The following is a 26,526-nucleotide window of genomic DNA, read 5'->3' as shown; positions in this document are numbered from 1 at the left end:
CGGTCGCGGGGCCGGGCATCAGGCCACGCTCCGCAGTGCCTCGGCCGGACGGAGCCTGCTCGCACGCCAGCCGCCGAGTGCGCCCGCGATGAGGCCACCGAGGATCGAGAGGCCGATCGCCAGCAGGACGACCTCGACGGTCACCGGGGCGTGCAGGACCACGTCGCTCGTCGACGCCGTGGCCGCGCCGCCGCCGAATCCGCCGGCCGGGGCGCCGCCCGTCGTGCCGCTGCCCGCGGCCGCGGTCGCCGCGCTTCCGGGCATGCCACCGCCACCGACGCCGCCGGCGCCGCCGCCACCGGTGGTGCTCGAGGCGCTCGCCGAGATGGTCGGGCTGACGACGTTCACCACGAGGATGCCGATCAGGCCGACCGCTGCACCGACGACACCGCCGATGAGGCCCTGCACGAGCGACTCCCCGGCGACCTGCCGGGTGATGCGGCCGTTCGACCAGCCGATGGCCTTGAGGGTGCCGAACTCGCGGGTGCGCCGGGTGACGCCGGAGATCGTGAAGAGGATCGCGAGGAGGAACGCCGCCGCCAGCACCACGATCGACAGCCACGTGCCGAGGTTCGCGACGAGGCTCGACGCGGTGCCCAGCGAACCGGAGACGCTCGACGCCAGGTCGGACTCGGTGGAGACCGTCGCCGTGGTGAGCTCCTGCTGCAGGGCGGTCTTGATCGCGTTGACGTCCGACGAGGACTCGGCGGACACGTAGATCGCGGTGACCTTGCCGTCGAGGTCCGCCAGTGCCTGCGCGGTGTCGAGGGGGACGTAGGTGTTCGAACCCGTGGTCGACGACGAGCCGGTCGACGTGACGATGCCGATGACCTCGAAGTCGGTGCCGCCGATGTCGACGGTGTCGCCGACCGCCTTCGACTCGCTCTTCGCGTAGGACGCGTCCAGCACGACGACGTCCTTCCCGGCGTCCGCCGCGGTGAAGGTCCGCCCCTTCGTGAGCTCGGTGCTGGTCAAGGGCCCGACGGCGTCGCCCGAGACCGGGATGCCGGTCACGGTGAACGAGTCGACGTCGAACGAGCCGCCGCCGAAGCCGCCGCCGCCACTCGGCGGGCCCTGCTGCGTGCTGCCGTCGCTGCTGCTGCTGCTGCTGCTGCTGTCGTCGGTGGACTGCTGCTGGACCTGCCCCGAGAAGGTGCTGTTCTCGAGGGTCAGCACACCCGTCGCGGCCTCGACGCCGTCGGTGCCCGTCACGGTCGTCAGGTTTGCGGCGCTGAGCGTGCTCGTGCCGCGTGCGACGGCCAGTCGTGACTGCGACAGCTCGGTGGAACCGCTGCTGTCGCCGTCGTCGCCGCTCCGGCTGCCGAAGTCGAAACCCGGTCGACCGGAGCCCGACGCGCTCGGGGTCGTCGTCTTCGTGACGGTGATGTCGGTGCCGACGCCGTACACGGACTGCAGCACGCTCGACTGCGCGGCCTGCACGCCGCCGGCGATCGAGGACACGACGACCACGAGGGCGATGGCCAACGCCATCCCGATCGCGACGATGACGGTCTGCTTCTTGCGGTTCGTGAGTTCGCGCCTGAGGTACGTCAGGAACATGGTTCTCCTCGGTGGTGGTCGGCTGCGGGTCACCGGCCGCACGACGTGCACGGGCGGGGCCGACGAGAGGGAACGTAGGGAGCGGCCCTGTGGCGATCGCTGCCGCTTCCGATGAACCAGCCAAGGAAGTCTCGCTCGCATGTGATATGCTGGATTCGTGGTGACGGTTCGGGGCGGGGCGATCAGCCTGGCGGGCACGGCCTTCCGTGCCTGCGTCCAGATCAGCGCGAACATCGTCACCGCTCGCATCCTCGGACCGGACGCCTACGGTGTGGCCGCCGTCGTGCTCGCGCTCGCCGTGCTCATCGAACTCGTCCGCACCAACGGCTTCGCCACGGTCGTCCTGCGCTCCGGTGACCTCGAGGGGCCGGTCCTCGTGGCGCTGCACCGGATGAGCGTCCGCCTCGGATGCGTCCTCGCCGCTGCCGTCGGGTGCACTGGCGGGGTGCTGCTCATCGCGGTCCCGCACGGGCCGTACGGACCGTTGCTCGTCGCGATCGCGATCGCGTTCCCCCTCGCCGGTCGCGTCGCCGTCCCGGTCGCGAGTCTGGTCCGCTGCCAGCAGGTGGGTCGAGTCGTCGCGGTCGAGTCCGTCGCGGTCGTGCTCGGCGCCGCCACCGCGGTCACGCTGGCCGCGGCCGGTGCCGGTCCCTTCGCGATGATCGCGCAGGTGGTCGTCCTGTGGGCTGCGACGGCGACCGGCATCGCCGCGCTGCGGGGGACGCCGACGGGTCGTGCTGCACCGTGGACCGCAGTCCGGTCGATGACCGGTGCCGCGCGCGACCTCTCCCTCGTCCAGGTCGTCTCGCTCGCTGCCCGGACCGGGGACCGCGTGCTCGTCGCCGCGGTGTTCTCACCCGCCGTCGCCGGGCTCTGGGTGCAGGCGATGCAGCTGATGACGCTGCCGCTCGACCAGATCGGTGCAGCGGTGCAGCGGGTGGCCGTGCCCGCGTTCACCGCCGCCGGCCCCGACGGTGTCCGCCGCCGCTACCGGCGGATCGTCCAGACGGTGACCCTCCTGGCCTGGCCGGTCCTCGCACTGCTCGGGGTGCTCGCCGGTCCGGTGGTCGACCTGCTGTTCGGAGCGGCGTGGGCCGGCTCCGCCGAGATCCTGCCCTTCCTCGCCGGAGCGGGCGGCGCACAGGCGCTCGGGTTCGCAGCGGTCTGGTACTTCGTCGCGAGTGGTCGGTCCGGACGCCAGGTCCGGTGGGCGTTCGTCTCCCAGCCGGTGCTCCTCGGCGCCCTCGTCGTCGCACTGCCCTGGGGCGTGCACGGCATGGCCACTGCCTACGCGGTGGTCTGCGCCGGCCTGGTGGTGCCGTCGTTCCTCGTCGCCACGCGCGGTTCGGGCATCCGACTCCGCGACCTGGGCTCCTCCGCTGTACCGGGAGCGCTCGCCGCCGCGGCAGCTGTACTGGTCGCCCTCGCCGTCCGGTCCGTCGCACCGCCCGGGGCGGTCGCCGCTGTGCTCCTGCCCGCGGGCACCGGGATGGTCGCGGCCGTCCTGGTGGCCGCGGTGTTCCCGGCTGTCCGTGCCGTCGCGACCGGTCTCCGACCCGGCGTCGTCACGGTCGAGGGCGGGACGGCTCCGTGACGGCCCTCGAGCCGGGCGCCCCGGACCGGACGGGCGCTCCCGATGCGCACGACCGGCCCAGCGTGGGCATCGTGGTCCCCGTCGGGCCAGGAGGGACGACGGAGCTCGCCGCGCAGCTCGACGCCCTCGTCCGGCAGACCTGGCGGGGGTCGGTCTCCGTGGTGCTGAGTTGCAACGGGGCGCCGGTCGCGGACGTCGAGGCGATCGTCGACGCCACCGCGTGGCCCTCGGGTTGGCGGACGGCGGTGGTCGACTCCTCCGCCGTCCGCGGTCCAGCCGCCGCGCGGAACGCAGGCTGGCGGTCCCTCGACACCGAGCTCGTGCTGTTCTGTGATGCGGACGACGTGGTGTCGGCCGCCTGGATCGAGGCGATGGTCGAGGGCCTCGCGATCGCCGGGGTGTGCACCGGACCCCTGCGGCACGACGGGCTCAACGAGCGTTGGATGTGGCGCACCGTGCAGCAGCCCTGGCCGATCGTGCGCTTCGGGCACCTCCCGCACACGACGTCTGCCAACCTGGGCATGCGGCGGAGCGTGCTCGAGCAGACGGGCGGCTTCGATCCGGCGTTCCTCGCAGCAGAGGACATCGACCTCGCTTGGCGCGCCACGTACCTCGGGTACCCGACGCACTTCCGACCGGACGCGGTCGTCCAGTACCGGCTCCGACGATCGGTCCGTGCGCTCTTCCGGAACCACCGGCATTACGCCCGGTGGGACCACCTCCTGGTGGAGAAGCACCGCTCGCACGGGGCGTCCTGGCAACGCGGCGCGGTGCTGCGACACGTGGTCGCGACCTGTTGGTCGGTCGTCTGCGCACCGTTCGGGCGCCGACGACTCCGGATCGCGGCAGTCCGGCTCGGCACGCTCGCCGGGTGGCTCGTCCGGTAGTCGGGTCCGTCGCCCACCCGGCCGGACGGCCCGGTCAGCTCGCGTCGCCGTACTGTTGCCGCAGGTGCTCCGCGTACCCGCCAGGGGTGCGACCGGCGAACCGGCCGCTCGTCACCACGGGCAGGTCGACGGTCGCGTCGACGCGGAAGCCGGTCGCGCGCGCCCGTTCGACGAGCCGGACGTCCTCGTGCTCGGGGACGGGGTCGAACCCGCCGAGCGCCAGGTAGGCCGCCGCGAGCACACCGAGGTTCGCACCGTGCACGTGTCCGAGCGCGGCTCCGGGTGGGTGCGCCCGGGTCCAGCGGGCGAGCACGACGGGATCGAGGTCGTCCGGGTCCGGGACGACGGCGCCGACCAGCACGTGCGCCCCGGAGCGCAGTGCGTCGGCCTGCTGCACGAGCCAGCCGGTCGGCACCCGGGAGTCGGCGTCGGTGTGCGCGAGCCACCGCTGGGCGGCGTCAGCGGGGTGGTCCCGGACGGCCTGCGCGGCGCCGAGCGCCCGCGCGCGGCCCACCCCGACGTGCGCGGTCGTGACGACGTCGACGGCGAAGCCGTCCACCACCGCGGCGGTGTCGTCGGTGCAGCCGTCGAGCACGACCGTGACGGAGACCTCGACGTCCGGCCGTTCGGCCGCGAGTCGGTCTCGAGCGGCGCCGAGCGCGGCGAGGCAGGCAGCGATCCGGTCCTGTTCGTCGTGCGCCGGGACGACGACGTCGATCCGTGCCGGCGTGGTCACCGGACCAGCCCTTCGTCCCGCGCGACGGACCGGACAGCGGGGCCGGGCAGCACGCTCAGCACGAAGTCCTCCTCGACGTGACGGACCAGTGCGGGGCGGGGCCACCGTTCGGCGAGGCGGGCGTCCACGGCGTCGCCGCTCGAGACCGCCTCGTCGTCCGGGTGGCGCCAGTGGCAGGCGACGAGGACCCCGTCGTCGTCCAGGGACGCGAGCACGCGGTCGATCGTCGCGTCGAGGTCCGAGGGCGACAGGTAGTAGCCGACCTCGGACATGACGACGAGGTCCCAGCGCCCCGACGGCCACTCGGCGGGCAGGGCCGCCTGGACGAACCGGGCGTCCGGTGCCCTGCGAGCCGCCTGCTCGAGGGGTGCGGCGGAGATGTCGGTCCCGAGCACGGCATCGGCACGTTCGGTCAGCGCCGCCGTCAGGACCCCGGTGGCGCATCCGATCTCGATCGCCGACCGGAACCGCGGTCGGGGGAGTGCGGCCAGTGTCACCGCGCGCTTCCGGCGTTCGTACCACGACCCGTCGAAGTCCCACCCCTCGGGCTTCCGTTCGTAGTGCGCGTCGAAGGACGCCTGTGATCGGGAGGGCACCGGCTCCGGCGCGAAGAACCACTCCGTCGTGCGCAGGTGGTGCTCGGCGTGGCGGTCGTCGACGATCGCCTCGTCCCCGGCGGCCAGCGACAGCGGGCTGACCTGGGAACGGTAGGTCGCGAGCGCGTTGCGCTTGCGCTCGAGCTGGTCCTCGGTGAGACGGAGTGTCCGGGCACGTGCCCACGGCGCCGCGGACGCGGTCGGGTCGTCCCAGTGCCAGGTCCAGATCGGGTAGGCGAGCAGGGACGTCCCCGGGGCGGCACGGGCTGCGTCCTCGGCGACCTCTCCGGCGATGCGGTGGTCGCGGTGCCCGTCGCCGCGCCAGGGCGCGACGAGCAGTGTCGACCCGGCCCCCAGGGCGAGGGCGCCGGCCACGGCGTCGACGACGCGGTCGCGGTGCTCACGGGTCGCGCCGTCGGGGATGCCGACCGACGTGACCGTGGCGTCCGGGTGCAGGAGACGAACGGCTGCGGCGAACTCGGCGTCGCGCACCGTGGCCAGGTCCGCGGCGGTGGTGGTGGGGGAGTCCGGGTGCGAGTGCTCTCCGCGGGTCAGGAGCAGCACGTGGACGGGCACGCCGTCGTCTGCTGCCCGGGCGATGAGACCGCCGGCGCCGAGGGTCTCGTCGTCGGGGTGCGGCGCCACGACGACGACGGAGCCGAAGCCGTCCAGTCCGACGGGGCCGGACGGCACGGTGCCGAGGAAGGCCGTCCACGCTGCCGGATCCGTCCCGGGCTCCCGGTGGTCGAAGCTCACCACGCGACACCGCCGCGCTCGACGACGATCCGGCCGATGCGCGCGAGGTCCCGGGCGCCGTGGTCCTGCAGGACGTACAGCTCGAGGTCGGCGACCCGTGCTGCCACCGACGCGTCCGCGGTCAGGGGAGCCGGACCGATGGTCGACACGACCCGCTCGCGCACGGCGTCGACCGCCCTGCGGACCCTCGAGCGGACGGACTGCGCGAGCAACGGCCAGTCCGGCACGGAACCCTCCGGTCCCGCCCTCGCGTCGTCGATCGTGCACGCCGCTTCCGCGAGCGCACTCTCGGCGTCGGCGAGGTCGAGCACGGTCGCGCCGAGCGCCGCCTGCAGCAGTTCGGACGCCGGACGCTCCTCGGCGAGTGCACGGAGCGTCCTGCCGAGGCCGACCGCGCCGCCCCACCAACAGGCGGCGACCCCGATCCCGCCCCACGCGAAGCCCGGCCGGGTCAGGTACCAGCCGGGGTCGCCGACGGGTTGCGCCCGGACGCCGTCGAAGTCGACCGGGCCGCTCGGGACGTCCGGCATCCCCCGCGCCACCCAGGCGTCGTCGTGCGCCACGACGCCGTCCTGCCGGAGGTCCACGGCGACGAGGCGTCGCTCGTCACCGGAGTGGGCGGTCACGAGGGCGTGGGAGAGCGTCGAGGCCAAGGAGCACCACGGCTTCGTGCCGTGCAGGAGCACGGTGCCGTCCTGCTGTTCGGTGGCCTCGAGACGGAGTCCGGGCGCCTCGGCCGCGAACACGCCCCACGTCGTCCCGGCCGGCGCGTCGACCCCCGCCTGCGCGAGGATGCCGAGCGCGTCGAGGTGCGGCTCGACGGTCCGTGCCAGGGCGACGTCCGCGGCCGCCACGGCCGCCAGGGTGCCGAAGAACCGACCGGCCGTCCCCGAGGCCAGCGGCGGGGTCGTGGACGCGACCGCCCGCGCGAACGCGAGCCGGTCCGCGTGGGTCTCGCTGAGCCTCCCGGCCGAGCGTTCCAGCGCCGGAGCGTCGACGTCCGTCGCGGACGGGGGCCAGGCGGCGGTGCGCAACATGGGGCCAACGCTACGGTGTCGCGACCAGGGACGCTCACGGCTGCCGACCGCCACGGTCTCGCCCTCATCGAAGACATGTGATATTTTCTATGCGTGATGTTCTTCCGCAGCGGGCTCCTGAGCCTCGGGGGGACGCTCATCCGGTCATCCGTGCAGATCCTGGCGAACGTCGTCGTCGCGCGGATCCTCGGCCCCGAGCACTACGGAGCGGCCGCCGTCGTGCTCGGCCTGTCGATCGTCCTCGAACTCGTGCGCAGCGGCGGTTTCGCAGCGGTGGTGCTGCGTTCCGGGGCGCAGCCCGAGGCGGTCCTCGTGGCGCTGCACCGCATGAGCGCGCTCCTCGGGCTCGTGCTCGGGGGCGCCGTCGCGACCGCCGGTGCACTCGCCGCGTGGCTCGTGCCCGACGCGCCGTACGGGGTCCTCCTGCTCGCGATCGCCGTGGCCTTCCCCGTGTCCGGGGCCGTCGCGGTCCCGATCGCCACGATGGCCCGACGCGCCGAGATGGGGCGGGTCGTCGCGGTCGAGTCGGCCGGTGCCGTGCTCGGCGCCTCGACGGCCGTCCTCCTGGCGCTCGCCGGAGTCGGGCCGATCGCGGTCATCGCGCAGGTCGTCGTCCTGTGGACCGTCGTCGGCACCGGGGTCGCTGTCCTCCGGCGCGCGCCTCGCGGCGAGGCGGCGCCGTGGCCGGTGGTCCGCGAGATGGTCGGCATCGCCCGTGACGTGTCGATCGTGCAGGTGGTCATGCTCGTCCTCCGGTCCGGCGACCGGGTCCTCGTCGCCGCGCTCTTCGGATCTGCCGCCTCCGGGGTGTACGTGCAGGCCGTGCAGCTCATGACGTTGCCGCTCGAACAGATCGGAGCGGCGGTGCAGCGTGTCGCGCTGCCCGCGCTCGCCGGAGCGGGCCCGACGCTCCTGACGGAACGGCTCCGGCAGTTCACGGCGGCGGTGACCCTGCTGGCCTGGCCGGTCCTCGCGCTGCTCGGCGTCCTGGCCGGTCCGGTCGTCGAGCTGCTCTTCGGGTCGGCGTGGTCGGGGTCGGCCGACCTCCTGCCGTTCCTCGTGGTCGGCGGCGCGGCGCGGGCGCTCGGCTGTGTGCCCGAGTGGTGGTTCGTCGCGAGCGGGCACGTCCGTCGCCAGATCTGGTGGGTCCTCGTCTCGCAGCCGCTCACCATCGTGGCGTTCGTCGCGGGGGCGCCCTGGGGTGTCCGCGGGATGGTCGTGGCGTACGCGGCCGCCTGTGTGGCGCTCGTGCTGCCGTCGTACGTCGTCGCCTTGCGGGGGACCGGTGTCCGGTTGCGCAACGTCCTCGGGGCGGCGTTGCCGGCAGCGACCGTCGCATCCGCCGCAGCGGTCGCGGCCTGCATCGTCCGTTCCACCCTGCCGGAAGGGCCCGTCCCCGCCGTGTTCGTCCCCGCGGCGTGCGGTGTGCTCGTCGCCGTGCTGACGACGGCGGCGTTCCCCGCCGCCCGTGCACCGGTCCGTGCGTGGATCGTCGCCCGCCGAGCGACCGGCGCGGGGCCGATCGCCTGATCGCAGACCCACAGCCCGGTGACGGCAGCTCCACAGAGCGCTCATAGGAACGTCTCGATACTCGAAGACGTGACCATCTCCCAGCCCACCGCAGCCCCGCGTCTCACCCGCGCCGACGGCACCCCGTTGCGCATCCTCGTCGTCGACGACGAGGCCAGCCTCACCGACCTGTTGTCCATGGCGCTCCGCTACGAGGGCTGGGACGTCAAGAGCGCGAACGGCGGGCAGGACGCCCTGGCGACCGCTCGGGAGTTCAAGCCCGACGCGATGGTGCTCGACGTGATGATGCCCGACCTCGACGGGCTGCAGGTGCTCAGCCGGTTGCGGCAGAACAACGACGACACCCCGGTGCTGTTCCTCACCGCGAAGGACTCCGTCGAGGACCGCGTCACCGGCCTCACCGCGGGTGGCGACGACTACGTCACGAAGCCGTTCTCCCTCGAGGAGGTCGTGGCGCGGCTGCGCGGCCTCATCCGTCGCTCGCAGATCTCGGTCTCCGAGGCCGGGGACTCCCGCATCGTGGTCGGTGACCTGGTGCTCGACGAGGAGTCGTACGAGGTGTCCCGTGCCGGCCGGCCGATCGAGCTGACCGCCACGGAGTTCGAGCTGCTCCGGTTCCTCATGCGGAACCCCCGACGCGTGCTGTCGAAGGCGCAGATCCTGGACCGCGTGTGGTCGTACGACTTCGGGGGCAAGTCCTCGGTCGTCGAGATCTACATCTCCTACCTGCGCAAGAAGATCGACGCCGGTGAGACCCCGATGATCCACACCGTGCGTGGCGTCGGGTACGTCATCAAGCCGACGTCGTGACCCTGCGGCGCCGGCTCGTCCTGAGCATCGTCGCCCTGGTCGTCGCGGTGAGCGCGGTCATCGGGGCGGCCAGCATCATCGCGCTGTCGTCCATCCAGACCCGTGCGATCGACGAGCAGATCACGGGTGCCACGAACCGCGCGCAGCGGTACCTGCAACAGAACCCGTCCGGACAGCCGGGCATCGACCTGTCGCGGCCGTCCGGGCAGGCGGTCGGCACGCTGACCGCCTACTTCGTCGACGGCCAGGTGGTCGTCGCGAACGTGCTCGACGACTACGGCCGGCCGAGCGCGATCACCCGGTCGAGCGCCGCGGCGCTCGGTACCGTCCGGGTCGGCGCGCCGCCGGCGACGGTCGACCTCGGCTCGACGCTCGGTGCCTACCGGATCGCCGCGGTGACGGTCGGGCCGGCCGTCCTCGTCGTCGGGTTGCCGATGGCGCCGGTCTCCGACAGCGTGTGGCAGCTGTTCTGGGTGGTGGTGGCGGTCGTCGCGGCCGCGTTGGTCGCGGGGTCGGTCGTCGCCGCGGTCGTCGTCCGCCGGTCGCTTCGCCCGCTCGAACGGGTCGCGGAGGCCGCCTCGACGGTCACCCGGCTGCCGCTCGACCGCAGCGACGCACTGGACGGCGTCCGTGTGCCCGACACCGACCCCCGCACCGAGGTGGGTCGCGTTGGCGCCGCGTTCAACCGGATGCTCGGGCACATCGGGAACGCCATGCAGGCCCGTGAACGCTCCGAGCAGAAGGTGCGGCAGTTCGTCGCGGACGCTTCGCACGAGCTCCGCACGCCGCTCGCCTCGGTGCGCGGGTACGCCGAGCTCACCCGGCGGATGGGCGGCGACCTGCCGCAGGACGTCGTCTACGCGATGGGGCGGATCGAGTCCGAGTCGATCCGGATGACCTCGATGGTCGAGGACCTGCTGCTGCTCGCCCGACTCGACGAGGGCCGCGAGATCCAGTTCGCCGAGGTCGACCTGACCGGGCTGGTGCTCGACGCCGTGAACGACGCGCACGCTGCGTCGCCCGACCACGTCATCGAGGTCGACGTGCCCCCGGAGCCGGTCTCGGTCGTCGGCGATGCCGCTCGGCTGCACCAGGTCATCGTGAACCTGGTGACGAACGCCAGGACCCACACCCCCGAGGGCACCCGCATCACGGTCGGCATCACACCGGGCGACGGCGGGGTCGACCTGACCGTGCGGGACACCGGGCAGGGGATCGACCCGGAGTTCCTGCCGAAGCTGTTCGAACGGTTCGCCCGCGCCGACAGCTCGCGATCGCGGTCCGTCGGCTCGACCGGCCTCGGGCTCGCCATCGTCGACGCGGTGGTGCAGGCCCACGGCGGCACCGTCGCGGTGACGAGCGAGCCGGGTGACACCGTCTTCACCGTGCACCTGCCGGTGGAGCAGGCGGCGACGCCGTCCCGGCCCGAGCAGACGGACGCCTGGGCGGAGACGCCCGCTGCTGCGGACGCGACCCGGTGACGGTCTGCTCCCACGCCGCCGGTCCCGGCGCGACGTGCCCGCCGTGTCGGTCGGGAGGCGCGGGGCGGGCCCGCACCGTCCTCCCTCGCAGGCTCGGTCGGCGTGCCCAGCGCAACGCTTCGCGTCGCCGCCCAGCTGGGCACGCCCGTCCGCCGTTTGGTCTCGCCCACCGCATCTGGTACTGTTCTTGAAGCCAAAGACCGCCGGATGTTGCTGCGCTTGCGCCGCAACCGAAGGTCCTCACTCGTTGAGGCATCCCGCGCAGGTGTTCCGAACCACTCCCACCATCTGGTGCGAGCAGCTCCGAGCCTCTGCGCCGGAGCTTTTTTCGTTCGTGGACCCGGGGCTGCCGGCAAGACCCCCAAGGAGAACCATGGCGAACAAGGAAGCTGCGGTCGCCGAGCTCACGGAGTCCTTCCGTAGCTCGAACGCCGTTCTGCTCACCGAGTACCGCGGTCTCACGGTCGCGCAGCTCAAGGAGCTCCGCAACTCGATCCGTGAGCACGCCACGTACGCCGTGGTGAAGAACACGCTGACCAAGATCGCGGCGAACAACGCCGGCATCTCGTCGTTCGACGACGAGCTCGCCGGTCCGTCCGCTCTCGCCTTCGTCCACGGTGACACCGTCGCCGTCGCGAAGTCGCTGCGTGCATTCGCCAAGGCGAACCCCGAGCTCGTGGTGAAGGGTGGTTACTTCGACGGTAACCCGCTCTCCGCGACCGAGGTGGACAAGCTCGCCGACCTCGAGTCCCGTGAAGTCCTGCTCGGCAAGCTCGCCGGCGCCTTCAAGGCCTCGCTGTTCGGTGCTGCGTACCTGTTCCAGGCCCCCCTCTCGCAGGCCGTCCGCACCGTGGACGCCCTCCGCGAGAAGCAGGAGTCCGCGGCCTGATCAGGCTCGCGTTCCACAACCACACGTTTTACTGAGTAGTAGGAGAAAATCATGGCGAAGCTTTCGCAGGACGAGCTCATCGAGGCCTTCAAGGAGCTCACGCTCATCGAGCTCTCGGACTTCGTGAAGAAGTTCGAAGAGGTCTTCGAGGTCACCGCGGCCGCCCCGGTCGCCGCTGCCGCCGCCCCCGGCGCTGCTGCCCCGGCCGAGGCCGTCGAGGAGAAGACCGAGTTCGACGTCATCCTCAAGTCCGCTGGTGACAAGAAGATCCAGGTCATCAAGGAGGTCCGTGGCCTGACGTCGCTCGGCCTCGGTGAGGCCAAGGCGCTCGTCGAGACCGCCGACGCCAAGATCCTCGAGGGTGTCAACAAGGAGACCGCCGACAAGGCCAAGGAGACGCTCGAGGGCGCCGGCGCCACGATCGAGCTCGCGTAGTCTCGACCGTTTCGGTCACGAAGGCCGCTGCCCCCTCGGGGGTGGCGGCCTTCGTCGTGTTCGGGGGGGGGGGAACTGTCTTCGAGGGTCTCCCTGCAGTGTTCCGCGAAAGCGACAGTCTGACGCCGACTGTTCGCGGCAGACTGTCGCGCTGGCGGCACGAACAGTGCACCGAGGCCGAGCAGTGTCGCGATGGCGGCACCATCGCGGCTTCCGGTCGAGCAGGAGTTCTCCACAGATCAGTGACCGGGCCCGCGCACCGCGGCACTCGGCGACAGGGTGCTGGCATGCATCCCGCCAACGCGATCGACCTCCTCCGCACGAACCCGCTCGACCGCGCTGCGGCACGCTTCCTGCAGCGACGGCAGCGCGCCGGCGAGCTGGTGCGGGTTCGACACGGTGTGTACGTCGAACGGTCCGCCTGGGACGTGCTCGACCGGCGGTCGCAGTACCTCGTCCGGATGCGCGCGGTCATCCCGTTGCTCCGGCCCGGTGCGGTCTTCGTGCTCGACTCCGCGGCTGCCGTCCACGGTTGTCCTCGCCTCGGGCCCTGGCCCGATCGGGTGCACGTGACCGTGCCGGGGCTCGACCACGACCTGCACCGGGTCGGGTTGACCGTCCACAGCGGCGGAGCCGTCCGTACGGATCGGTCCTTTCAAGGCGTGCGGGTCGCCGACCTCGCCCACACCGCGGTCGAGACGGCGCGGCGGGGTTCGCTCGCCGGCGCCGTGGTCGCGCTCGACCACGCGCTGCGGAGCGGCGTCGAGCCCCGGGTCCTCGAGGAGCTCGCAGCGGGCGTGGGACCCTGGGGATCGGTCCGGCTCGAGCAGGCCCTCGCGATCTGCGATGTCCGTCACGAGTCCGTGGGCGAGTCGTACCTCGCGGTCCGGGCGGCCGAGCTCGGGTGCCCGGACATGGAACCGCAGCACGAGTTCCGCTTCGCGGACGGCCGCGTGGCTCGCGTCGACTTCTGGCTGCCACGCGAGGGCATCGTCGTCGAGTTCGACGGGCGGCAGAAGTACGAGGACCCGGCGATGCTGCACGGGCGCACCCCGGAGGACACTGCCTGGGACGAGAAGCGCCGCGAGGACCGGGTTCGAGCCCGCCCCGAGGTGAACGGCTTCGTGCGGGTGTACTGGGAGCACGTGCAGCACCCGGAGCGGCTCCGAGCGCTGTTCCGCGAGCACGGAGTGCCCTGCCGGTGAGCCCGGGGCGGACGTGCTCGCCGAGTGGCTGTGCTGTGCTGCCAGGGCGACACGTCTCGCGGAAGGTGAGGCGGGCCTCCCGGCAGAGCGACAGAGCGGCGCGGAACGTTCGCGGAGAACTGTCGCTTTCGCGGGTCGGACCGACTGGACCGACCGGACCGACGCGGACCGACCGGACCGACGCGGACCGACGCGGACCGGCGCGGACCGACGCGGACCGGCGCGGACCGACGCGGATCGGGAAGCGACAGAGCGGCGCGGAACATTCGCGGAGAACTGTCGCTTTCGCGGAACAGAACGGGACGGGACGGGACGGGACCGGGCGAGCCGGAACGGGCCGCGTGCCCCCGCCTCGCGCGTCAGCGCAGGGTGCTGTGGCGGCGGCCGTAGGCCAGGTAGAGCGCGGCGCCGGCGAGCATCCAGATGCCGAAGGCGATCCACGTCGTGGCGCCGAGGAACACCGCGAGGAGGACGCAGCTGAGCGCGCCGAGGACCGGGACGACGGGGAAGAGCGGCACGCGGTACGAGCGCTCGAGGTCCGGCCGGGAACGTCGGAGCACGATCACCGAGACGTTCACGAGGGCGAAGGCGACGAGGGTCCCGATGCTCGTGGCGTCGGCGAGTTCGCCGAGGGGGACGAGCGCGGCGACCATCGTCACGGCGATGCCGATGATGAGCGTGTTGGCGATCGGGGTGCCGGTGCGCGGGGACACCCGGCCGAACACCTTCGGGACCAGGCCGTCGCGGGACATCGTCAGCAGGATGCGGGTCTGGCCGTACAGCACCGTCAGCACGACGCTCGCGATGGCGACGACGGCGCCGACGGAGAACACGAGCGCCACGAGCGGCTGGCCGGTGACGTCGACGACGATGCGGACGAGCGAGGCCTCGGACGACGAGAAGTCGGTCCACGAGCGGGCACCGATCGCGGCCACGGCGACCAGGATGTAGAGCGCCGTGATGAGGACGATCGAGCCGATGATGGCGCGGGGGAGGTCGCGGCGGGGGTTCTTCGCCTCTTCACCTGCGGTCGAGGCGGCGTCGAAGCCGATGTACGAGAAGAACAGGCGCGACGCGGCAGCCGTCACACCGGCGGCGCCCATCGGCGCGAGCGGCTCGAAGTTCCGGGCCTGGAACGCGGTGAACGCCACGACGACGAAGAACACGAGCAGGGCGATCTTCACGACGACCATGACCGTGTTCACCCAGGCGCTCTCGCGGGCGCCGGGGAGCAGCACCACGGTCGCCAGCAGCACCAGGACGGCCGCGGGCAGGTTGACGAGACCGCCCTCGCCCGGAGGTGCCGACAGCGCGGTGGGCAGGTGCGTGCCGAACACGCGGAGGGTCTCGTCGACGTACTCGCTCGCCCCGACGGCCACGGCCGCGACCGAGACGGCGTACTCGAGCACGAGGCACCAGCCGCAGACCCAGGCGATGCCCTCGCCCATGGTCGCGTAGGTGTACGAGTAGCTCGACCCCGAGGTCGGTACGGCACCGGCCATCTCGGCGTAGGAGAGCGCCGAGAGCAGCGCCGCGATGCCCGCGACCACGAACGAGATCCAGACCGCGGGGCCGGCGAGCGGCACGGCGGTGCCGAGCACCACGAGGATGCCGGTGCCGAGCGTCGCGCCGACGCTGATCATCGTGAGGTGCCACACCCCGAGGGACCGGCGCAGCGGGGTGCCGTCGACCCCCGCCGCGGCTTCGGCCCGGAGCTGCTCGATCGGCTTGCGGCGGGCGAGCTGCGCCCGCAGGGACGTGGGACGGGAGGGCGCGGACGACATGGGACCTCGGTGGTGCGGGGACGGGGACGGCACATGCTCGCACGCCCCCTGAGAGGGGTCAAATGCACCGGCGACACCGATGTCACGGGACGGGGATAGCGTTGGCCCCATGAGCATGGGCCACGGGATGCGCGGCGGCGGGGGCGGCGGACCGCGCGGCGGCGGCCGCATCTCGAGCGGCGACTTCCGCGCGCAGAAGGCCGCCAACGCCGAGGCGCCGAAGATCCCGCACCTGCTGCACCGCATCGCCGGGCTGTTCGTGCCGCACCGCCGGGCGATCGTCCTGACGGTCGTGCTCGTGCTCGTGGGGGCCGCGATCTCGGTCGTGCCGCCGCTGCTCACGCAGAAGGCCTTCGACGTCGGACTCTTCCCGCCGTCCGGCCGGCCGAACGTACCGGTGCTCGTCGAACTCGTCACCGCGATGGTCCTCCTGTGGATCGCGAGCGCCGGGGTGGGTGTGTGGCAGACCTACCTGACCGCGACGGTCGGCAACAAGGTGATGGGCTCGATGCGGATGCGTCTGTTCGGGCACCTGCAGCGCATGGAGCTCGCCTTCTTCACCCGCACGAAGACCGGTGTGATCCAGTCGCGGCTGCAGAACGACGTCGGCGGCGTGGCCAGCGTCCTCAACAACACGATCTCGTCGGTGCTCGGCAACACCGTCACCGTCATCGCCGCGCTCGTCGCCATGCTGCTGCTCAGCTGGCAGATGACGCTGGTGGCGGTGGTCCTGCTGCCGCTGCTCGTCATCGCCCAGCGCCGGGTCGGCCAGGTGCGGGCACGGATCGCCTCGGCGACGCAGGAGTCGCTGTCCGACATGACCGCAATCACGCAGGAGGCCCTCAGCGTCTCCGGCATCCTGCTCGCCAAGAGCTTCAACCAGCAGCGCAGCGAGACCAAGCGCTACGGCGATGAGAACCGCAACCAGATCAGCCTGCAGGTCCGGCAGCAGATGTCCGGCCAGTGGTTCTTCGCGATCGTGCAGATCTTCCTGTCGATCATCCCGGCGATCATCTACCTGGTCGCCGCGTGGCTGATCATCGGGGACGTCCCGATCACCGCCGGCACGATCGTCGCCTTCACGACCGTGCAGTCGCGGCTGCTGTTCCCGACCGTCGGTCTGCTCCGGGTCGTGCTCGACCTGCAGACCTCCGGTGCGTTGTTCGCCCGCATCTTCGAGTACTTCGACCTCGAGCCGGCGATCACCGACTCGCCGACGGCGAAGCCGATCGACCAGGCCGCCGTCGGGCACGTGGCCTTCGAGGACGTCACCTTCACCTACCCCGACGGCGAGGCCGACAAGCCGACCCTGCGCGGGGTGTCCTTCGCGCTCCGGCCCGGGCAGTTCGCTGCGTTCGTCGGACCCTCGGGGGCCGGCAAGACGACCGTGTCGTACCTGGTGCCCCGCCTGTACGAGGCGACGAGCGGTTCGGTCCGCTTCGCGGGGCAGGACGTCCGCGACCTCGAGCACGAGGACCTGATGCGCCACATCGGCATCGTCAGCCAGGAGACCTACCTGTTCCACGCGACGATCGCCGACAACCTGCGGTACGCGAAGCCGGACGCCACCGACGACGAGGTCGAACGGGCGGCACGAGCGGCGAACATCCACGAGACCATCGCCTCGTTCCCGGACGGGTACGACACGGTGGTGGGGGAGCGCGGGTACCGACTGTCGGGCGGCGAGAAGCAGCGGATCGCGATCGCGCGGGTGCTGTTGAAGGACCCGCCGGTGCTCGTGCTCGACGAGGCCACCAGTGCGCTCGACTCCATCTCGGAGCGGGTGGTGCAGACCGCGCTCGACACGGCGGCGGCAGGGCGCACGACGATCTCCATCGCCCACCGGTTGTCCACGGTGCGCGACGCCGACGTCATCTTCGTGCTCGACCACGGGCAGATCGTCGAGCAGGGGTCGCACGACGAACTCCTGGCACTCGACGGCACGTACGCCGAGCTGCACCGGCAGCAGAACGCCCCCGCCGAGTCCGTCGGCAGCTGATCGGGTCGCGTCGTCGGACCGGGGTCTGCGCCGCGATGTCCGCGCACGTCACGAGCCGACGGCGGGCGGTGTCCGCGACGTAGACTCGCGGGCGTGCGTTACGCGAACTCCGTCGTCGACCTCGTCGGCAACACCCCGCTCGTCAAGCTGAACCGCGTCACCGAGGGGGTGCGGGCGACCGTCCTGGTGAAGGTCGAGTACCTGAACCCCGGGGGGTCCTCGAAGGACCGCATCGCCACGCGGATCATCGACGCCGCCGAGGCCTCCGGCGACCTGCGGCCCGGCGGGACCATCGTCGAGCCGACGTCCGGCAACACCGGCGTCGGGCTCGCGCTCGTCGCGCAGCAGCGCGGGTACCGGTGCGTGTTCGTGCTGCCGGACAAGGTGGGCGAGGACAAGCGCAACGTGCTCACCGCCTACGGCGCCGAGATCGTCGTCACGCCGACCGCGGTCGCGCCGGAGCACCCCGAGTCCTACTACTCGGTGTCCGACCGGCTGGTGCAGGAGATCCCCGGCGCCTACAAGCCGAACCAGTACGCCAACCCGAACGGGCCGCGCAGCCACTACGAGACCACCGGCCCGGAGATCTGGCGCGACACCGAGGAGCAGCTCACCCACTTCGTGGCGGGCGTCGGCACCGGGGGGACCATCTCCGGCACCGGCAAGTACCTCAAGGAGGCCTCCGGTGGTCGCGTCCGCATCATCGGCGCCGACCCGGAGGGCTCCGTGTACTCCGGCGGCACCGGCCGCCCGTACCTGGTCGAGGGCGTCGGCGAGGACTTCTGGCCGGGCGCCTACGACCCGGACATCGCCGACGAGGTCATCGCCGTGTCCGACGCGGACGCGTTCGCGATGACCCGGCGCCTCGCCCGCGAAGAGGGCCTGCTCGTCGGCGGCTCGAGCGGCATGGCGGTCGTCGCCGCGCTCCGGGCGGCCCGCGACCTCACCGAGGACGACGTCGTCGTGGTGCTCCTGCCCGACGGCGGCCGCGGGTACCTCGGCAAGATCTTCAACGACCGCTGGATGCGCTCCTACGGCTTCGCCGAGACCGACGACGCCCGCACCGTCGGGTCGCTCATCGCCGGCAAGGACGGACGCCTGCCCGACCTCGTGCACGCCCACCCGGCCGACACCGTGCGCGACGTCGTCGACATCATGTCGAAGTACGGCGTCTCGCAGATGCCCGTGCTCACCGCCGAGCCGCCCGTCGTCATCGGCGAGGTCATCGGCGCCGTCGCCGAGAAGGACCTGCTCGAGCAGGTCTTCACCGGTGCCGCGGGGATGACCGACGCCCTGAGCGGGTTCGTCGGCGACCCGCTGCCGCTCATCGGCGTGGGGGAGTCCGTCTCCGCCGCACGCCGGGCGCTCGAGACGGTGGACGCGCTCCTCGTCGTCGAGGACGGCAAGCCCGTCACGGTGCTGACGCGACACGACCTGCTCACCTACCTGTCCGAGTAGACCCGGCGGCGTCCGCGACGCACCGCCCGTGACGGGCGCGACCCGCGCCTCCCGTCCGACCCGACCTGGAGAACGAACACCCATGACCGAGTTCAGCACCCGAGCCATCCACGCCGGCCAGGAGCCCGACGGCGCCACCGGCGCCGTGATCCCGCCCATCCACGTGACCTCGACGTACGTGCAGGACGGCATCGGCGGCATGCGGAACGGCTACGAGTACTCCCGTTCCGGCAACCCGACGCGCGACGGCCTGCAGGCCCTGCTCGCCGACCTCGACGGTGGCGTCGCCGCGTACTCGTTCTCCTCCGGCCTCGCCGCCGAGGACGCCCTGCTCCGTTCGGTCCTGTCGCCCGGTGCACGCGTGGTGATGGGCAACGACGTCTACGGCGGCACGCACCGCCTGGTCAACCGCCTGCACGTGCCGTGGGGCGTCGAACTCGTCGTCGTCGACATGAGCGAGCTCGACCAGGTGCGTGCGGCGCTGCAGGACGCGCCGGACGCGACCGTGCTCTGGGTCGAGACGCCGACGAACCCGCTCATGAAGATCGCCGACATCGCGGCCCTCGCCACCCTCGGGCACGAGGCCGGCGCGGTCGTCGTCGTGGACAACACCTTCGCGTCGCCGTACCTGCAGCAGCCGCTGTCGCTCGGCGCGGACGTCGTCGTGTACTCGGCGACGAAGTACCTCGGCGGCCACTCCGACGTCGTCGGCGGGGCCGTCGTGCTCGCCGATGAGGAGCTCGCGGCGAAGGTGCAGTTCCTGCAGTTCGGCGCCGGCGCGATCTCGTCGCCGTTCGACGCGTTCCTGACCACCCGCGGCATCAAGACGCTCGCCGTCCGGATGGAACGGCACTCCGCGAACGCGCAGGCCGTGGCCGAGGCGCTCGTGTCCGCGCCCGGTGTCGAGCGCGTCTACTACCCGGGCCTGTCCGACCACCCGGGGCACGACGTCGCCGCCCGGCAGATGCGCGGGTTCGGCGGCATGCTGTCCGTGGCGCTCTCCGGCGGGCCGGCCGCGGCGAAGCGGTTCGCGGAGTCGACCGAGCTGTTCGCGCTGGCCGAGTCGCTCGGCGGGGTCGAGTCGCTCATCGGGTACCCGAGCGAGATGACGCACGCGTCGGTGCGGGGCACCGAGCTCGCCGTGCCGGAGAACGTCGTGCGGCTGTCCGTCGGCATCGAGGACGCCGGCGACCTCATCGCGGACGTGCAGCAGGCGCTCGCGCGCTGACCGTCGCCGGTCCCGGCCGGCGGCGTCGCCGGGCACCCCTACGATGAAACCGTGAGCACCACGGCGACGAGGACGGGCCTGTTCAGCGGGGGACACGCCCTCGCGACGATCGGCATGGTCGCGATCGTCGGCGTCGCCGCCTTCCAGAACCTGGCGATGACGACGATCATGCCGGTGATCAGCCGCGACCTCGACGGCGAGGCGCTGTACGCGCTCGCGTTCGCCGCACCGCTGGCCGCCGGCGTGCCGGGCATGGTGCTGGCGGGGAACTGGGCGGACCGCGCGGGCGGACGCGTCGTCGCGTGGGTGTCGGCGCTGCTCTTCGCGGCCGGTACCGCGGTGGTGATGACCGCTCCGACGATGACGGTCTTCCTGGTCGGCCGGCTCGTCGAGGGCTTCGGCGCGGGCGCGATCGACGTCGTGCTCTACGTGCTCGTGGCCCGGATCTTCCCCGCCGAGCTGCACGGCCCGGTGTTCGCCGGGTTCGCCGCCGCCTGGGTGGTGCCGGCGCTCGTCGGACCGGCGCTGGCCGGCATCGTCACCGACGTGTGGGACTGGCACTGGGTGTTCGCCGGTGCGCTCGTGATCGCCGTCGCCGCCTTCACCCTGCTCGTGCCGACCCTCGGCCGCCTGCACCCGCCCGCCGAGGGCCTGCGACCGCCGTGGCAGCGGACCCGGATCGGGTGGTCGGTCGCCGCCGCGGTCGCGATCCTGCTGCTCAACGTCGCACCGGACCTGACCCCGTGGGGGATGGTCGCCGCCGTCGCGGTCGGCCTGGTCGGCACCTGGTTCGCACTCCGGCCGCTGCTGCCCACCGGCACCTTCCGCGCGGCGGCCGGGTTGCCGTCGGTCGTGCTGCTCCGCGGTCTCATGGCGGCGTCGTTCTTCGGCAGTGAGGCCTACGTGCCCTTCCTGCTGCAGGCGGAGCACGGGCTGCAGCCCTCCACCGCCGGGCTCGCGCTCACCGTCGCCGCGCTGAGCTGGGCGGGTGCGAGCTGGGCCCACGGGAAGGTCGGCGAGGAACGCCTGACCGCGCAGCGCACCTTCGGCGTCGGCCTCGCCCTGGTGCTCGTGAGCCTGCTGACGGCGTTCGCGGTCGCCGCCCTGCACCTGCCGTGGTGGGTGCTCGTGGCCGGCTGGTTCGTCGGCGGTGCCGGCATGGGGGCGATCTACCCGCGCACCTCGATGCTGACGCTGCGCTTCTCCGGCGAGGGCGACGACGGCTTCGCGAGCTCGGCGCTGACCATCGCCGACGCCTCGGGCAGCGTCATCGGCCTCGCCGCCACCGGCCTGCTGTTCACGGCGACGGGCGGCGCGCAGGGGACGGTCGCCTTCCCGCTCGTCTTCGGCGCCATGATCCTGTTCGCGGCGCTGGCGGTCGCGGCGGTCCGGCGACTCGGTCCCGTCCCGGCACCGCGGACGGGCGGGTAGCGTGGCCGGCATGCGCTCCGTCGTCGCCGTCGGCGCCCTGCTGACGGTCCTGGTGCTGGCCGGCTGCCAGGGCACGACCTCCGTCGCGCCCACGCCCGTGCAGAGCACGGACCTGACGAGCTCGGACGGCGGCTTCGACCAGCAGGCCGTCATCGGGGTCGTGGTCGTCCACGACGACGCCGCACTCGCCACCGAGCTGCGCACCGGCCTGCGCGACGCCGGCTTCCGCCCCGTCGTCCGGGTCGCACCGGCGTCCGGTGCCGCGGCCGCCCAGCGCTCGGCGGTCGCCGGACTCGTCCGGTCCGGCGCGAAGGCGCTGCTGGTCCGCGCCGCCGACGCCTCCGCGCTGACCGGTGTCGTCCGGACCGCGCACGACGCCGGGGTCGTGGTGGTGTCGCTCGGCGACCCGCTGCCCGCGACGGGCACCGGTGGTGACGGCGTCTCGGCCGACTACCGGGTGCCGGGCGGTGCGGACGACGCGGAGCTCGCAGCGGCGGCGGTGGACGTCGTCCGGTCCCTGCAGCGCGGCGAGAAGCCGTCGGTCGACGACGCCGGTACCGACTAGCGAGCGGTCAGTTCCACCAGGCCGGGAACGACAGCGTGATCGTCTCGACCAGCGCCTTGCGGGAGCGGCGGGGTCCGGCGAGCCAGGCCTCGATGGCGCCGACGAACCCCTGCGCCACGAAGCCGGCGGCGACGTCGTCGAGCAGCGGCGGGCGCGACGCCGGGTCGAGTTCCTGGATGTGCTGGACGCTCGACACGGTGAAGTGCTCGACGAGCAGGCGGTGCAGCGAGGCGTCGTTCGGGTCGGGCAACGCCTTGCAGTAGATGTCCCGGTGGGCCGTGACGTGCTCGACGACCGCGTTGATGCCGCGGCGGGTGATGGCGGCGAGCTCGGCGGCGTCCGCACCCCGGGCGGCAGCGGTGCGTCGGGCCGCGGCGTCGTCCTCGCGGATGCGGTCGAGTTCCGGCGTCAGGACGTCCGCGAGCAGCGAGCCGGGGGAGACGGCGTGCGAGTAGAACGTGGCGCGGTTGATGCCGGCGGCGCGGGTGACGTCCGCGACGGTGATCGTGGAGACCGGACGGTCGGTGGCGAGCCGGAGGATCGCCTCGCGCAGGGCAGCGGTCGTGTGCAGGATCCGAGCGTCCACCATGACACCCACCCCCTTCTGATGCTGAACGTGCCGGGAGTCCCCGAGCAGTCCGACGGTACCGCACGGTGCGCCCGGCGGGACCCCGGGACGACCGGCAACACGCGGCACCGCTTCGTGAGCGCTCTCGCGACCCGTAGGATGGTTCCGCGGACGAATCGATTCGATCGAGCCGCGATCACCCTCCCCGCCCCGAGGTCGAAGGACTGCTGCTCGTGACCGCGCCCGCCACCACCGGTTCGATCCGGGTCCTGCACCCCGGAGACTCGCTCTCCCGCGGGCAGCGACTCGTCTACGTCTTCGTCCTGGGCGCACTGACCGCGCTCGGGCCGTTCACCATCGACCTGTACCTGCCGGCGTTCCCGGCCCTCAAGGAGCAGTTCGGCGTCACCGACGGTGCCGTGCAGCTGACCCTGACGGCGACGACGCTCGGGTTCGCGGTCGGCCAGCTCCTCGTCGGACCCTGGAGCGACAAGGTCGGTCGCCGCCTGCCGCTCATCGTGGCGACGACGGTGCACATCGGCGCCTCGATCGGTGCCGCGACCGCGCCGGACATCGAGCTGCTCGCGGTCTTCCGCGTGCTGCAGGGCATGGGTGCCGCGGCCGGCGGTGTCGTCGCGATGGCGACCGTCCGCGACCTGTTCGGCGGCAAGCCGCTCGTCCGGATGCTGTCGCGCCTGGCGATGGTGAACGGCCTCGCCCCGATCCTCGCGCCGCTCATCGGCTCGCAGATGCTCCGGTTCACCAGCTGGCGCGGCATCTTCGTGTTCCTCGCCTGCTACGGCCTCGCCGTCGTCATCGCGTCGATCCTGCTCATCGTCGAGACCCTGCCGCCGGCCCGCCGTCACGAGGCCGGGCACTCGACCATCGGGCAGCGGTACAAGGCCCTGTTCTCGGACCGCATCTTCGTCGGCGTCGCGCTCATCGGCGCCATGGTCTTCAGTGGCCTGTTCTCGTACCTCAGCTCGTCGCCGTTCCTGTTCCAGGGCGTCTACGGACTCGATGCGCAGCAGTACGGCCTGCTGTTCGCCGTCAACTCGGTCGGTGTCGTGCTCGGCGTGCAGATCTCCGCGCGCCTGGCGCAGCGCGTCGGTCCGCAGTGGATCCTGGCGTGCTCGACGGCGACGCTGCTGCTCGCCTCGGTCGCGATCATCGTCCTCGACCAGCTCGGCGCCGGGCTCGTCGGCGTGCTCGTGCCGCTGTGGTTCTTCATCGCCGCCTGCGGTTTCTCGTTCCCGCTCGTGCAGGTCATCGGCCTCGCCGCCCACGGCAAGGAAGCCGGGACCGCCGCGTCGCTCCTCGGCGCGCTGAACTTCGGCGTCGCCGGGCTCATCTCGCCGGTCGTCGGCTGGCTCGGCATCACGACCGCGACGCCGATGGCGATGGTGATGGGCTCGACCGCGGCCATGGCGATCGTGGTGCTCTGGGTCGTCGTCCGACCGAAGACGGTGCCGGCGCTCACCCACTGACGAGCGGGCAGGCCGGCGCGGCGGGGCGGTCGACCTGACGGGGCGGTCTGCCTGACGCGCCGGTCGGCCTGACGACCCTGAACGACGAGACCGACGTCGCACGACGACGATCTCGTCGCACCGGATCGGGGTCGCGGCTGGACCGTACCGTGTCCGGAGTCGCGTCCATATGCTGGCGGCATGAGCGACGCGGTGGAGCAGGCACGGGCAGCGGCCGAGGCCGCCAGGCAGGCGGCGGACGAGGCACGTCGGCTCGCCGAACAGGCCGCCCAACGCGCCGAGGAGCTGGCCGCCGCGCTCGCCGCGCAGGCGTCGGCCACGGCGCAGCAGGGCATGGCGTCCGACGCGGAGCCCGCCGCCGCCTCGGACCCCACCGGCCAGGAGGCCCGTCTCGCCTCCGACGCGGAGCCCGCTGCCGCCGGCGCCCCTGTCCCCACCGGCCAGGAGGCCCGTCTCACCCCCGACGCGGAGCCCGCGTCCGCCGCGAGCCCGCCACCCGACAAGGCCCCGTCACCCGACAAGGCCCCGTCACCCGACGATGCCCCGGCGCCGGACGCCGCCCCAGCCGCGAGCCCGGCACCGGACGCCGCCCCGGCCGCGACCCTGCCACCGGAAGCCGCCCCGGCGGTGGCCGTGACCGCCCCGGAACCGGCGCCCGCCCCGCCGGCCGGCCCCGTGCCTCCCGGCCCGGCAGGAGCGGGCCCGCTGGGACCGGAGGCGGTCGCCGCGGTCCGCGCCGGGTACACCGTCGCGGGCAGCGCACTCGAACTCGGTGCCCTGGTGAACGGCGAGGCGGACCCCGACGTCCAGGTCCGCATCCCGCTCGGCATGCTGAACCGGCACGGCCTCGTCGCCGGGGCCACCGGCACCGGCAAGACCCGCACGTTGCAGCTGCTCGCCGAGCAGATCGCCGCGAACGGCGTGCCCGTGTTCGCCGCCGACGTCAAGGGCGACCTGTCCGGACTGGCGGCGGCGGGGGAGCCGAACGACAAGCTGCTCGCCCGGACCGCCGGCATCGGACAGCAGTGGTCCGGTGCGGCCAGCGCGACGGAGTTCTACTCGCTCGGCGGGCGGGGCACGGGCGTGCCGATCCGGGCCACCGTGTCCGGGTTCGGACCGCTGCTCATGGCGAAGGTGCTCCGACTGAACGACACGCAGGAGTCGTCGCTCGGACTGGTCTTCCACCACGCCGAGCAGGCCGGCCTGCCGTTGGTCGACCTGGCGGACCTGCGGAGCGTGCTGACGTTCCTGGTGAGCGACCAGGGCAAGGCAGAACTCGCCGAGCTCGGCGGGTTGTCGAAGCAGACCGCCGGCGTGATCCTGCGCGAACTCGTCACCTTCGCCGACAAGGGCGCCGACCGCTTCTTCGGTGCGCCCGAGATCGACACCCGGGAGTTCCTGCGCACCGCTCCCGACGGCCGCGGCATCATCAGCCTGCTCGAGGTGCCCGGCGTGCAGGACCAGCCCGAGGTCTTCTCGACGTTCCTGATGTGGCTGCTGGCCGACCTGTTCAACGAGCTGCCCGAGGTCGGCGACCAGGACAAGCCCGAGCTCGTGTTCTTCTTCGACGAGGCCCACCTGCTGTTCGATGGCGCCTCGCGCGACTTCACCGAGCAGATCGTTCGAACCGTGCGGCTCATCCGGTCGAAGGGCGTCGGGGTCGTCTTCGTGACGCAGACGCCGAAGGACGTGCCGAGCGACGTCCTCGCGCAGCTCGGGTCGCGGATCCAGCACCAGCTCCGCGCGCACACCCCGGACGACGCGAAGGCCCTGCGCGCGACGGTGTCCACCTACCCGTCGAGCGACTACGACCTGGGCGAGGTGCTCACCTCGCTCGCGACGGGCGAGGCGATCGTCACCGTGATGAACGAGCAGGGGGCGCCGACGCCGGTCGCGTGGACGCGCCTGCGCGCTCCGCAGGGATCGATGGACCCGCTGCCGGCGGCGGACCTGGAGGCCCGTGTCGCGTCGTCGCGGCTGCTCGCCACCTACGGCACCCCCGTCGACCCCGACTCCGCCCGCGAGGTCCTGGCACGCCGGATGGAGGCCGCGGCGGCCGAGGCCGCTGCGGCGGAGGCGGCGAAGGACGCCGCGGCCGCTGCAGCCGCAGCCGAGGAGGCCGCCGCACGCAGCGCCGCCACCGCCGCGAAGGAGGCCGCCGCGCAGGAGAAGCGGGAGGCGAAGGAGCGAGCCGCTGCCCAGCAGGAGTACGAGCGGGCCCAGCGCGAGTTCGAACGCGCCGAGCGCGCGGCTGCGTCACGGCGGTCGAGCCGGTCCGGGCGGAGCACACGCACGACGACGAGCCGGAAGGCCGACGACCCGCTGTCCGAGCTGCTCGGCTCGTCCCTCGGACGCACCATCGCGAAGGAGGTCGTGCAGGGGATCTTCTCGACCCTGCGCCGTCGCCGCTGAGCGCGGCCGGACCGGCGCGCCCGGGCCGGGATCAGGCGCCGGGCACGGGAGTCAGGCGCCGGTGCGAGGCGCCGGAGT

At 72.7% G+C, this 26,526-nt stretch carries 21 protein-coding genes; 15 read left to right on the top strand and 6 right to left on the bottom strand.

Features of this window, described 5'->3' with window-relative positions; translation table 11 throughout:
• Window positions 1–18: 18 nt before the first annotated feature.
• Window positions 19–1,560 (bottom strand): ABC transporter permease, encoded by a 1,542-nt coding sequence (locus tag DEI99_RS11850; protein WP_111041017.1) that lies wholly within the window; start codon window positions 1,558–1,560, stop codon window positions 19–21.
• Window positions 1,561–1,720: 160 nt separating this feature from the next.
• On the opposite strand from DEI99_RS11850, the gene DEI99_RS11845 reads away from it, so the two are divergent.
• A complete protein-coding gene (locus DEI99_RS11845) occupies window positions 1,721–3,154 on the top strand; it encodes an oligosaccharide flippase family protein (RefSeq protein ID WP_181434365.1) in 1,434 nt (477 codons plus the stop codon).
• A gap of 62 nt (window positions 3,155–3,216) precedes the next feature.
• A complete protein-coding gene (locus tag DEI99_RS11840) occupies window positions 3,217–4,041 on the top strand; it encodes a glycosyltransferase family 2 protein (protein ID WP_181434364.1) in 825 nt (274 codons plus the stop codon).
• A 34-nt stretch (window positions 4,042–4,075) separates the two neighbouring features.
• Here DEI99_RS11840 and DEI99_RS11835 read toward each other — a convergent pair whose 3' ends face one another.
• Genes DEI99_RS11835 through DEI99_RS11825 form a run of 3 tightly spaced genes read right to left on the bottom strand, consistent with a single transcriptional unit; the run spans window position 4,076 to window position 7,166 of the window.
• The gene (locus DEI99_RS11835; protein ID WP_258369254.1) at window positions 4,076–4,777 is read right to left on the bottom strand and encodes a glycosyltransferase family 2 protein; all 702 of its coding nucleotides are present in this window, start codon (window positions 4,775–4,777) and stop codon (window positions 4,076–4,078) included.
• Window positions 4,774–6,129 carry a bifunctional PIG-L family deacetylase/class I SAM-dependent methyltransferase gene (locus DEI99_RS11830; protein WP_146247066.1) on the bottom strand — a complete coding sequence of 452 codons (1,356 nt, stop codon included), beginning with the start codon at window positions 6,127–6,129 and terminating at the stop codon, window positions 4,774–4,776. Before DEI99_RS11830 ends, DEI99_RS11835 begins: the two co-directional genes overlap by 4 nt.
• Window positions 6,126–7,166 (bottom strand): acyl-CoA dehydrogenase family protein, encoded by a 1,041-nt coding sequence (locus DEI99_RS11825; protein ID WP_111041014.1) that lies wholly within the window; start codon window positions 7,164–7,166, stop codon window positions 6,126–6,128. The genes DEI99_RS11830 and DEI99_RS11825 overlap by 4 nt, the downstream gene beginning before the upstream one ends.
• A gap of 96 nt (window positions 7,167–7,262) precedes the next feature.
• On the opposite strand from DEI99_RS11825, the gene DEI99_RS11820 reads away from it, so the two are divergent.
• From DEI99_RS11820 to DEI99_RS11795, 6 genes are all read left to right on the top strand, one after another.
• Window positions 7,263–8,696, top strand: a complete 1,434-nt coding sequence (locus DEI99_RS11820) for an oligosaccharide flippase family protein (RefSeq protein ID WP_111041013.1) — start codon at window positions 7,263–7,265, stop codon at window positions 8,694–8,696.
• 69 nt (window positions 8,697–8,765) lie between these two features.
• Entirely contained in the window at window positions 8,766–9,506 is a 741-nt protein-coding gene (locus DEI99_RS11815) for a response regulator transcription factor (RefSeq protein ID WP_111041012.1), read from the top strand.
• Entirely contained in the window at window positions 9,503–10,987 is a 1,485-nt protein-coding gene (locus DEI99_RS11810) for a sensor histidine kinase (protein WP_111041011.1), read from the top strand. Before DEI99_RS11815 ends, DEI99_RS11810 begins: the two co-directional genes overlap by 4 nt.
• A gap of 373 nt (window positions 10,988–11,360) precedes the next feature.
• Complete coding sequence (rplJ, locus tag DEI99_RS11805; protein ID WP_070418388.1) at window positions 11,361–11,876, top strand: 50S ribosomal protein L10; 516 nt, start codon at window positions 11,361–11,363, stop codon at window positions 11,874–11,876.
• A gap of 51 nt (window positions 11,877–11,927) precedes the next feature.
• On the top strand, window positions 11,928–12,311 hold the full coding sequence (rplL, locus tag DEI99_RS11800) for a 50S ribosomal protein L7/L12 (RefSeq protein WP_071261227.1): 384 nt from the start codon (window positions 11,928–11,930) through the stop codon (window positions 12,309–12,311).
• Between the two features lie 287 nt (window positions 12,312–12,598).
• On the top strand, window positions 12,599–13,516 hold the full coding sequence (locus DEI99_RS11795) for a type IV toxin-antitoxin system AbiEi family antitoxin domain-containing protein (protein WP_111041010.1): 918 nt from the start codon (window positions 12,599–12,601) through the stop codon (window positions 13,514–13,516).
• 359 nt (window positions 13,517–13,875) lie between these two features.
• Here DEI99_RS11795 and DEI99_RS11790 read toward each other — a convergent pair whose 3' ends face one another.
• The gene (locus DEI99_RS11790) at window positions 13,876–15,300 is read right to left on the bottom strand and encodes an amino acid permease (protein ID WP_111041009.1); all 1,425 of its coding nucleotides are present in this window, start codon (window positions 15,298–15,300) and stop codon (window positions 13,876–13,878) included.
• A gap of 109 nt (window positions 15,301–15,409) precedes the next feature.
• Between DEI99_RS11790 and DEI99_RS11785 the strand changes: the two genes are divergently transcribed.
• The 5 genes from DEI99_RS11785 (at window position 15,410) to DEI99_RS11765 (ending at window position 21,981) form a co-directional block, all read left to right on the top strand.
• Complete coding sequence (locus DEI99_RS11785; RefSeq protein ID WP_502867003.1) at window positions 15,410–17,299, top strand: ABC transporter ATP-binding protein; 1,890 nt, start codon at window positions 15,410–15,412, stop codon at window positions 17,297–17,299.
• Window positions 17,300–17,392: 93 nt separating this feature from the next.
• On the top strand, window positions 17,393–18,757 hold the full coding sequence (locus DEI99_RS11780) for a cystathionine beta-synthase (protein WP_071261236.1): 1,365 nt from the start codon (window positions 17,393–17,395) through the stop codon (window positions 18,755–18,757).
• Window positions 18,758–18,839: 82 nt separating this feature from the next.
• Window positions 18,840–19,985: a cystathionine gamma-synthase gene (locus tag DEI99_RS11775; RefSeq protein ID WP_111041007.1), complete on the top strand. Its 1,146-nt coding sequence runs from the start codon at window positions 18,840–18,842 to the stop codon at window positions 19,983–19,985.
• A gap of 51 nt (window positions 19,986–20,036) precedes the next feature.
• A complete protein-coding gene (locus DEI99_RS11770; protein WP_111041006.1) occupies window positions 20,037–21,416 on the top strand; it encodes an MFS transporter in 1,380 nt (459 codons plus the stop codon).
• A gap of 10 nt (window positions 21,417–21,426) precedes the next feature.
• Window positions 21,427–21,981, top strand: coding sequence for a substrate-binding domain-containing protein (locus tag DEI99_RS11765; protein ID WP_146247064.1), 555 nt, complete (start codon window positions 21,427–21,429; stop codon window positions 21,979–21,981).
• Window positions 21,982–21,988: 7 nt separating this feature from the next.
• Here DEI99_RS11765 and DEI99_RS11760 read toward each other — a convergent pair whose 3' ends face one another.
• Window positions 21,989–22,570 (bottom strand): TetR/AcrR family transcriptional regulator, encoded by a 582-nt coding sequence (locus DEI99_RS11760; RefSeq protein WP_111041004.1) that lies wholly within the window; start codon window positions 22,568–22,570, stop codon window positions 21,989–21,991.
• Between the two features lie 212 nt (window positions 22,571–22,782).
• On the opposite strand from DEI99_RS11760, the gene DEI99_RS11755 reads away from it, so the two are divergent.
• Together DEI99_RS11755 and DEI99_RS11750 are read left to right on the top strand one after the other, a co-directional pair.
• Entirely contained in the window at window positions 22,783–24,036 is a 1,254-nt protein-coding gene (locus tag DEI99_RS11755; protein WP_181434363.1) for a multidrug effflux MFS transporter, read from the top strand.
• A gap of 180 nt (window positions 24,037–24,216) precedes the next feature.
• On the top strand, window positions 24,217–26,448 hold the full coding sequence (locus DEI99_RS11750; RefSeq protein WP_284180803.1) for a helicase HerA-like domain-containing protein: 2,232 nt from the start codon (window positions 24,217–24,219) through the stop codon (window positions 26,446–26,448).
• Window positions 26,449–26,526 lie beyond the last annotated feature (78 nt).

The sequence above is a fragment of the Curtobacterium sp. MCLR17_036 genome (genome assembly GCF_003234445.2).
GTDB lineage: Bacteria > Actinomycetota > Actinomycetes > Actinomycetales > Microbacteriaceae > Curtobacterium.
Note: the sequence above shows the minus strand (reverse complement) of the source record. Positions and strands in the feature narration are given on the sequence as shown.

Bases quoted from the DNA above. Each gene is read 5' to 3' on its own strand.
- DEI99_RS11850 (WP_111041017.1), bottom strand. From the start codon at position 1,560: ATGTTCCTGACGTACCTCAGGCGCGAACTCACGAACCGCAAGAAGCAG.
- DEI99_RS11825 (WP_111041014.1), bottom strand. From the start codon at position 7,166: ATGTTGCGCACCGCCGCCTGGCCCCCGTCCGCGACGGACGTCGACGCT.
- DEI99_RS11820 (WP_111041013.1), top strand. From the start codon at position 7,263: ATGTTCTTCCGCAGCGGGCTCCTGAGCCTCGGGGGGACGCTCATCCGG.
- rplJ (WP_070418388.1), top strand. From the start codon at position 11,361: ATGGCGAACAAGGAAGCTGCGGTCGCCGAGCTCACGGAGTCCTTCCGT.
- rplL (WP_071261227.1), top strand. From the start codon at position 11,928: ATGGCGAAGCTTTCGCAGGACGAGCTCATCGAGGCCTTCAAGGAGCTC.
- DEI99_RS11795 (WP_111041010.1), top strand. From the start codon at position 12,599: ATGCATCCCGCCAACGCGATCGACCTCCTCCGCACGAACCCGCTCGAC.
- DEI99_RS11790 (WP_111041009.1), bottom strand. From the start codon at position 15,300: ATGTCGTCCGCGCCCTCCCGTCCCACGTCCCTGCGGGCGCAGCTCGCC.
- DEI99_RS11785 (WP_502867003.1), top strand. From the start codon at position 15,410: ATGAGCATGGGCCACGGGATGCGCGGCGGCGGGGGCGGCGGACCGCGC.
- DEI99_RS11775 (WP_111041007.1), top strand. From the start codon at position 18,840: ATGACCGAGTTCAGCACCCGAGCCATCCACGCCGGCCAGGAGCCCGAC.
- DEI99_RS11765 (WP_146247064.1), top strand. From the start codon at position 21,427: ATGCGCTCCGTCGTCGCCGTCGGCGCCCTGCTGACGGTCCTGGTGCTG.
- DEI99_RS11760 (WP_111041004.1), bottom strand. From the start codon at position 22,570: ATGGTGGACGCTCGGATCCTGCACACGACCGCTGCCCTGCGCGAGGCG.
- DEI99_RS11750 (WP_284180803.1), top strand. From the start codon at position 24,217: ATGAGCGACGCGGTGGAGCAGGCACGGGCAGCGGCCGAGGCCGCCAGG.